Origin of the sequence: Pseudomonas sp. (genome assembly GCF_030696055.1) — a bacterium.
GTDB lineage: Bacteria > Pseudomonadota > Gammaproteobacteria > Pseudomonadales > Pseudomonadaceae > Aquipseudomonas.
In genome coordinates this window covers 1-8,147 of the sequence record NZ_JAUYNP010000222.1, presented here as the reverse complement: position 1 = coordinate 8,147, position 8,147 = coordinate 1, and the positions used below count along the sequence as shown (strand labels likewise).

Here is an 8,147-nt window from a genome sequence, read left to right as displayed (position 1 = left end):
ACAAGGCAAAAACAGGCGAGGAAGCGGAGTTTACGAGCTGTAAATGAGCATTCCGAGCCTGTTTTTAACGCCGTATCGGCAACGCAGGTAGTTTTTCAACGGCCTGCTAACCTGTTCTATCCTTTTGCCGCGCCGCTGCAGGCCTGGCTCAACTGGGCGGCGGGATTGATGCTGCTGGTCCATATGGGTGAAGCGCTGCTGTTCCAGGCGCGCTTGCAGGCCCGGCCACAACCCTGGCTGGAGCGTATGCAGGTGCTGCTGTTCGGCTTTCTGCATCTGCGCGGTTTGCCCAAGGCCTGAGCCAGGGCTTGCTGGCCTCCTCAATAGTGGCCGCCGCTCAGATAGCAGGCGGCGCGCCAGCGATATCGTCATAACCCTTCCTAGACTCGGCAGCGGCGCCCTAACGGGGCGTTACACCTGGGCCATCCTAGGAGCCTGTCCGAGAATAGCAATTGGCTGCAAATTGTAGGTTGGCGCTGAGGAACGAAGCCCAACAAGGTCAGCATGTTGGGCTTCGCGGAGCTCAGCCCAACCTACAAAAATCTGCATTCTCGGACAAGCTCCTAGGGGCTGTTCTCTTCTATAGAGCTCTGCGTTGCTGAGCTATGCGCCTGCGCGGCGATTGTGTTTTGCCCGTGCGGCACGCACCATGGCGGCCGTCGTATGCAGGGAAGTCATAGGGTGCAGATGGGTCGTCGCGAAGTTCTGCGTGCATACCTGGATAAAGTCTGGTCGGTGGCTGCGCTGTTGCTGGTCCTTTTGGCGGGGGGAAGCTTGCAGGCCGATTGGGATTTCAGCCAGATCAGCAAGCGGGCCGAACAGCTGTATGGGCCCCTGGGCGATGGCCGTGGGCGGATCAACGATTGGCAGCGCCTGCTGCAGGAGCAGGGCGGGGCGAAGGAGCTCGCGCAGCTTAGGGCGGTCAATAGGTTCTTCAATCTGCGCCTGCGCTTTCGCGACGATAGCCAGACCTGGAAGGTGCGCGATTACTGGGCCACACCGGTCGAGGCGCTGTTTCGCGGGGCCGCCGATTGCGAGGATTACGCCATCGCCAAGTACTTCAGTCTGCGTCAGCTCGGGGTCTCGAGCGCCAAGCTGCGCATCACCTACGTCAAGGCTTTGCGACTGAACCAGGCGCATATGGTGCTGACCTATTACGCCCATCCGCAGGCCATGCCGCTGGTGCTGGATAACCTGATCGATGCCATCGAACCGGCCAGCCAGCGTCGCGATTTGCTGCCGGTTTACTCCTTTAATGCCGAAGGCTTGTGGCTGCCGGGGACCGGCAAACAGGTGGGCGACAGTAAAAAGCTGTCGCGTTGGCAGGATTTGTTAAAGAAAATGCGCGCCGAGGGTTTCCCTTGAGGCCGGTTCGAAGGAGCCATTGATGTCATTGTTCAAGCAGCTATTTATCGCCATCTGCGTGCTGATGCTGGTGAATTTCACCGGCAGCTTCCTGGTCAGCGTGGAGAGCTCCCGCGAGCAGCAGGTCAATCAGCTGCGCGCCCACGCCCAGGATGCCGCCACGGCCCTGGGCCTGTCGCTGAGCCCGCACGTTAAGGACGTGGCGATGATCGAACTGATGGTCAGCTCGATCTTCGACAGCGGCTATTTCGAGAGCATCCGCGTGGTCGATCCGGCCAGTGGCGCGTTGCTGGTCGAACGCAGCGGCGTGCCGGTCACCGGTGAGGCGCCGCAGTGGTTTGCCGAGCTGGTCGATCTGGCCCCGGCGCGCGGCGATGCCATCGTCAGCGATGGCTGGCGCCAGGCCGCCCAGGTGCAAGTGGTCAGCCATCCGCTGTTCGCCATCGGCAAGCTCTGGCAAAGCACCTTGGGCAATCTGCTCTGGTTGGCCCTCAGTGGTGTGCTGTGTATTGCACTGGGGGTATTACTGCTTAAGCGCCAGCTGCGTCCGCTGGACTATATGGTCGAGCAATCCAATGCCATCGCCCGGCGTGAGTTCCTCAGCCTGCCCGAGTTGCCCAAGACCCCGGAGTTCCGCCGGGTGGTGAATGCCATGAACCAGATGGTCGGCAAGCTCAAGGCGCTGTTCGCCGAAGAGGCCGCGCGCAGCGAGGTGCTGCGTGCCGAGGCCTATCAGGACAGCCTGAGCGGTCTGGCCAACCGGCGCTATTTCGACCTGCAACTGCATGCCCGCCTGAGTGTCGAGGAGCAGGCCTGCAGCGGCTTTCTGCTATTGCTGCGGGTCAACGACCTGGCCGGGCTCAACCAGCGCCTCGGTGGCCAGCGCACCGACCAGCTGCTCAAGGCCATTGCCGAGCAACTGCAGCAGCTCAGCCAGGGGCGCTTTGTCCTGGCGCGTAATCGCGGTGGCGAATTCGCCGTGTTGGCGGCGGGGCTGCAGCGCAGCGAAGCCCAGCAGTTGGCGGAAAATCTCGAGCGCGCCCTGCTCAGCCTGCAGCAGACCGGGGCCAGCGATTGCCTGCCGGTGGCGCATATCGGCCTGACGGCCTTCGCCCCGGGCGATGTCAGTGAAGATCTCTATCGCGCCCTGGATGCCGCCCTGACCCAGGCCGCGAGTCAGGCGCAGCCAAGCTGGGCCTTTAGCCAACAGGCCGAACATGCGCAGGCCGTGGATGAACGGCAGAACTGGTACCGCCTGCTGGATCGGGCGCTGGAGCAGGGGCGCTTCCAACTGTTCTTCCAGCCCGTGGTGGCCGCCGCTGAGCCCCAGCGGGTGTTGCACCACAAGGTGCTGGCGCGCTTGCTCGATGAGCAGGGCGCGCTGGTGGCGGCGGGGCGTTTCCTGCCGTGGCTGGAGCGTTTCGGTTGGTCGGCACGGCTCGACCTGGCCATGCTCGGCTGGGTATTGGCGCAGATGGATAAACACACGGCGAAGGTGGCGCTCAGCCTCTCCGGCAGCACAGTGAATGAGCCGCAGGCGCTGGCCAGGCTCTATGCGTTGTTGCAGCAATACCCGCACCTGGGGCCGCGCCTGACCCTGGAGCTGGATGAAGATCAGCTGCCCGAACAGAATGCCCTGGAGGCCTTGACCCAGCGTCTGCGTGCCTTGGGCTTCGGCCTGGGCCTGCAGCACTTTGGCGGGCGCTTCAGCATGATCGGCAACCTGGCCAAACTCGGCCTGGCTTACCTCAAGGTGGATGGCAGCTATATCCGCGCCATCGACCAGGAAAACGACAAGCGCCTGTTTATCGAGGCCATGCAGCGCGCGGCCAATAGCATCGACTTGCCCTTGATCGCCGAGCGGGTGGAGACGCAAGGGGAGTGGCAGGTGTTGCGTGCCATGGGCATCGAGGGCGTGCAGGGCCGCCTGTTCGGCGAACCGGGACCTTGGGCGTAAAGCTGCGCGCTGGGATGCACGCAAGGTTGTAGGAGCCAGCTTGCTGGCGATCAAGCGAGGGCCAGATCGCCAGCAAGCTGGCTCCTACAGGGTTCTCGTTAGCAGAGAAGGGCTTGGGAGAGGCTGCTAGAACCTGTTCAATGTCTCGCGAGCTAGAGCCATGCAAGGCGCTACGTTAGTAACAGCCTATGGCTGGTCAAAACAGGCGAGGAAGCGGAGTGTACGAGCTGTACATGAGCATTACTCGTTTCACTCGCCCTTCGGATCGCGCTGAAGCGCGTTAGCCGCAAGCGGCTTGCTGAGCCTGTTTTTAACGCAGCAGGGCCGACGCGCAGCAGGCTTTGAACAGGTTCTTAGATCAGCTCCGACTCGTCGTCATTGATCAACCGGTGCAAGCCCCCCAAGGCATCCCGCGCCTTGCTGCGGCCGACCAGTTTGCTCTGCGCCGCTTCCGGCAAGTCGGTGATGCGCACCACGCCTTTGCGGATCAGCACGGTGATCAAGTCTTCCAGTACCCGGATCATGTCCAGGTCGCTTTGCTTGAGTTGCAACAGGCTGCTTTCGGCCGTCTGGTTGGCGTACCAGGCCTGGGCCTCCTGACTGTCCGCCGCCAACTCGCCATCCATGCCGGCAAAAGGCGCCGCCTCGACCCGTTGCAGATTGCCCCACTCATCACGCTTCACATACAACATCGACCACTCCTTGCTTGTGGCTGTCCTGAATCGAAAAAACCCGCTCCCTTATGGTAGCGGGGTTCTGTTGATCAGATATGGTCGGTCTTGACCAGCGGATCGGCACCGGCGATCAACGAGTTGACCAGATCAGATTGACTCAGGTTGCCCGGGTTCAGGTTGACCGGCGCACCACCGTTCTCCAGCTTGATGCTGACATCGGCATTGCTGCCATCGACATTAAGTACGCCGGTGCTGCTGATCAGCAGGGTCGAGGTGGCGGTATCGACTCGCAGGTACTGGGTGATGTCGCTGCTGTTTTCCTCGCCTTGCAGCAAGTCACTCAGGTCGATGCGGTCGCCTTCGCTGAAGTTGAGGTCCTTGATCACATCGTTGCCGGTATTGCCAGCTTGCCAGACGAAGCTGTCCGCGCCACTGCCGCCAAAGAGAATGTCGTCGCCCGCGCCGCCGATCAGGATGTCGTCGCCGGTTCCGCCGTCCAGCTTGTCGTTGCCCGCGCCACCGTTGATGTTATCGCTGCCTGCGCCACCGCTGATGTAGTCATTGCCGGCACCCCCGGTGAAAGTCGAATTACCCGACCCGCCGATAATGGTTTTGGCTGTGCTCGAGCCGCCGTCGCTGACCTCAAGGGTCAGGGTCGGGGCGAAACCGCTGGGCAGCGCCGAACTGGTGGTCAGGTAGATCTTGTCCGTTCCCGATGTGGTTGTCGCGGTGCTCAGCAGAGAGGTGAAGGCGCTCAAGTCATACTCACCCTGAGCGTTGGGCGTTATCTCCTGATAGGTGCCGTTGGCGCCAACCACGCTGATGGTCGAGCCCGCGGGGAGTTCACTTAGCGTCAGGCTGGTAAAGCTCTCCACCGTGCCGACCTGATCCTGCACCACGGCATAGAGATCCACCGGGTAGCTATAGCTGGTTTGGCCGGACTGGTTGGCATCTACTGCGATGTACTCGATCTGGAAGCCGTTGTTGTTTTGCCCGGCGGAGAAGGTATTGCTGGAGTCCTGGGCAATCGACAGGCTCTGCATATCCGAGCTGATGGAATAGGTCACGTTCGCCAAGGTATTGCCGCCCTGGTTGAACAGGTCGCCGTCGATGATCGACACCACGGTTGCCTTGGTGATGGTCCCGCTAACGCCGCTGTAGGACACCGACCAGGTGCCGCCCGAGTTGACCGTGGCGTTCAGCGTCAGCGTACTTGTAGTGCCGCCGTTAAGCACCTCCAGTACCAGGCTGACCTTGGCATTGGAGGACGAAACGGTGCCTCCCGAGGAGGTGATAGCTCCGGAAATGCTTCCGCTTCCGTTGGGAAGGTCGCCCACTTCGAGTCCGCTACGGACCAGCACTGTGTCGTCGCCCGCGTTCTTGAGCTGCAGGGCCATGTACTGCATGCCGGAGGGGAAGTTGAAGGTGATGGCTTCGCTGCCCTCGATCCGCTGGGCTTCCGTACCGTTGTCACCAGCTCCGTTGACCCCTACGTCATTGCCGTTCGACCAGTTGAAGGTGCCGTTACCACCAGTGGATACGGTGATGCCGTTGCCGTAGGTGTAGCTGGGCAAACCATGCAGATTGCTGCTGTTGGTGAAGTTGATGGTGTTGGTCAGCGGGGAGCCGATCACCAGGGAGACGTCACTGCCCGGAACCGCATCGGCCACCGGGGTAATGCTGATGGTGCTGGTGTCGCTATCGCTCCGCGCACCGCCGGCTCCGCTGTTGCCGAGGTCGTTGCTGGTCATGCTCAGGGTGACAGCGCCGCTGGCATTGGCTACCGGCACGTAAGTCGGTTGGGTGGCTGGTGCCGCCAGGTAGGCGTTGATATCGGCGAGCGTACCGCTCAGCACCAGGGTCCCGCTACCCGAGCCGGTCACAGTGACACCGCTGGCAGTGGCCGCGCTGATAGTGCCGCTGGCAACTGCCAGGGTCACCGAGATAGCACCCGAGGTCGCGTCGGCGTCAGTCACCGACAAGCCACTCAACTTGAGCGGAGTGTCTTCGTTGACGATATAACTCGGCAGGCTATTCACCGGCGCATCGTTGATCGGGTTGACACCGACGGAGACGCTGACCGGGTTGGAGGTCGCACCGCTGGCATCCTTGATGGTGTAGGTGAAGCTGTCGGCGGTGGTCTCGCTACCGTTGTGCTGGTAGCTGACGGTACCGTTGGCATTGACGGTGAGCGTACCGTTGACTGGGCCAGTAACGATGCTGATGCTGCTCAGGTCCAGGCCATCGTCGGCATCGCTGTCGTTGCCAGCCAGGTTGATGATGACGGACGCACCTTCATTGACTACGGCGGAATCAGTGCGGGCCACCGGCACATCGTTGGTCCCGGTGATGGTCAGGGTGGCGGTGTTCGGCACGCTGGTGGTGCCATCGGACACGCTGTAGCTGACGGTGATCACGCGAGTTTCACCGGCACTGAGGAAGTTGAATGCATTGGGGTCGACAGTCAGGGTTCGACCATCGGCCGCGAGGCTGAGCGCGCCGTTCGGCAGGATGCCGCTGTTGATGGTGGCGCTATAGCCGGTGACGCTGAGGCTGGTGCCCGTGTCGACATCCTGCGCATTGGCTGCGCTTAGCAGGTCGAGGCTGAAGCTGGCATCGTCCTCGCTGTTGGTGCGGCTGATGGCGCTGACGGTGGGCGCGTCGTTGGTGCCGGTGAGGGTGATGGTGACATCGTGGGACGTGGTTCCGCCGTGACCGTCAGCGACGCTGATGCGGTAGATCAGGGTCAGTACCTGGCCGGCGGCCAGGTTGTCCAGTGCCGCGTTGTCGACGTTGTAGCTCCAGTCGATGCGGCCACTGCCGTCGCCTGTGCTGGCATCGCCGATGCTGGCGGTCAGGGTGCCGCGTGCGGCCGCGCCGCTGCCGAGGGAGTCGACACTGGACAGCAGGGTGCTGCTGACGCTGTGGCCATCGAGCAGATCGACATCGCTGAACAGCAGGCTGCCACTGGCATTCAGGCTGCCGGTGTTTTCACCCGCGCTGCCATCGATACGCTCGCTGAGGTCTGTCGCGGTGATGGCGTGGGGCAGGGATACCTGCAGTTCGTAGGTGCCACCGGTGGGGATGCTGGTGTTGGGGAAGCGACCCACGGCGATGTAATAGGTGCCGGGTTGGCTGAAGCTGTAGCTCAGGAACGAATCATAATTATGAATGCTGCCGCCGCCGCCGAGGCCGATGCTGGCGTCATCGTTTTGGGCGAGAAGGGTGCCCGCGGCATCGTAGAGGTTGAGCCAGGGGTCGAAGCTGACGCCCTGGTTCATGCCGTAGTCGATATCGAAGGTGGCGGTGCCGGCTTGGGTGACAGTGAAGGCGTAATAGTCGAAGGCGTTATTGCCAATGGCGCTGATCGAAACGAAAGGCACGCTTCCCGCATTGGCGACATCGGGGTCAGTGCCCAAGACGAACTGGCCGTCTAGGTCAATGGCATTGGCGATGCTGTGATTGTCCATCCCCTGGGGTTTGCTGATGGAGCCCTGGCCGTTGACATTGGTGTAGGCGGTTTGGATCAGCGGCGCATCGTTAGTGCCGGTGATGGTGATGGTGGCGGTTTGTGGAGTGACGCCGCCGTTGCCGTCGATCACGTCATAGCTGACGACGATGTCGCGGGTTTCGCCGGCGGCCAGGCTCTGGAAGTCGGCGTGGGCCGGGTCGACGCTGAGGGTGGCGCCATTGAGGCTCAGGCCATTGACCAGACCCTGCACGTTGCTGACCGACAGCACCGCGCCGTTGTCGACATCGGCCGCGCCGGCGAGCAGGTCAAGGTCGAAGCCGGCGGTGTCTTCGTTGGCTGCTGCAGTCAGGGCCGAGTTGAGGGTCGGAGCATCGTTGCTGCCGGTGAGGGTGATGACCACGTCATGCGCGGTGCCATCGGCGCTGAGCACGCTAAAGGTTTCCACCTTGGTCTCGCCATCGGCGAGGTATTGCACGTCGGCGTTGGCAACGTTGTAGGTCCAGACGCCGGCGCTGGTGATGCTCAGGCTGCCGAGGGCGCCCGGGCTGGCGGTGATGCCGGTGGTTTGGAAGCTGGCTTGGCCGCTGTCGGCGTCGCTGATGCTCAGGCTGCCGCTGTCGCTGAGGGTCGGAGTGGTCGCGTCTTCGCTGACCGCGCCGCTGGCGTCGCCGGCGATGCT

5 protein-coding genes are annotated in these 8,147 nt (G+C 62.3%); 3 read left to right on the top strand and 2 right to left on the bottom strand.

Annotated elements, in window-relative coordinates:
* The 3 genes from Q8Q83_RS12950 to lapD all read left to right on the top strand — a co-directional run.
* Window positions 1-300: DUF1145 domain-containing protein (locus Q8Q83_RS12950; protein WP_305624332.1), on the top strand; the 300-nt coding region annotated here is incomplete at its 5' end.
* 387 nt (window positions 301-687) lie between these two features.
* Complete coding sequence (gene lapG / locus Q8Q83_RS12945; RefSeq protein ID WP_305624334.1) at window positions 688-1,365, top strand: cysteine protease LapG; 678 nt, start codon at window positions 688-690, stop codon at window positions 1,363-1,365.
* A gap of 22 nt (window positions 1,366-1,387) precedes the next feature.
* Window positions 1,388-3,322 (top strand): cyclic di-GMP receptor LapD, encoded by a 1,935-nt coding sequence (lapD, locus tag Q8Q83_RS12940; RefSeq protein WP_305624330.1) that lies wholly within the window; start codon window positions 1,388-1,390, stop codon window positions 3,320-3,322.
* A 353-nt stretch (window positions 3,323-3,675) separates the two neighbouring features.
* Here lapD and Q8Q83_RS12935 read toward each other — a convergent pair whose 3' ends face one another.
* Both Q8Q83_RS12935 and Q8Q83_RS12930 read right to left on the bottom strand, forming a co-directional pair.
* Window positions 3,676-4,014: a tryptophan synthase subunit beta gene (locus Q8Q83_RS12935; protein WP_305624328.1), complete on the bottom strand. Its 339-nt coding sequence runs from the start codon at window positions 4,012-4,014 to the stop codon at window positions 3,676-3,678.
* A 71-nt stretch (window positions 4,015-4,085) separates the two neighbouring features.
* On the bottom strand, window positions 4,086-8,147 hold a 4,062-nt coding region (locus tag Q8Q83_RS12930; RefSeq protein ID WP_305624326.1), incomplete at its 5' end, for a VCBS domain-containing protein.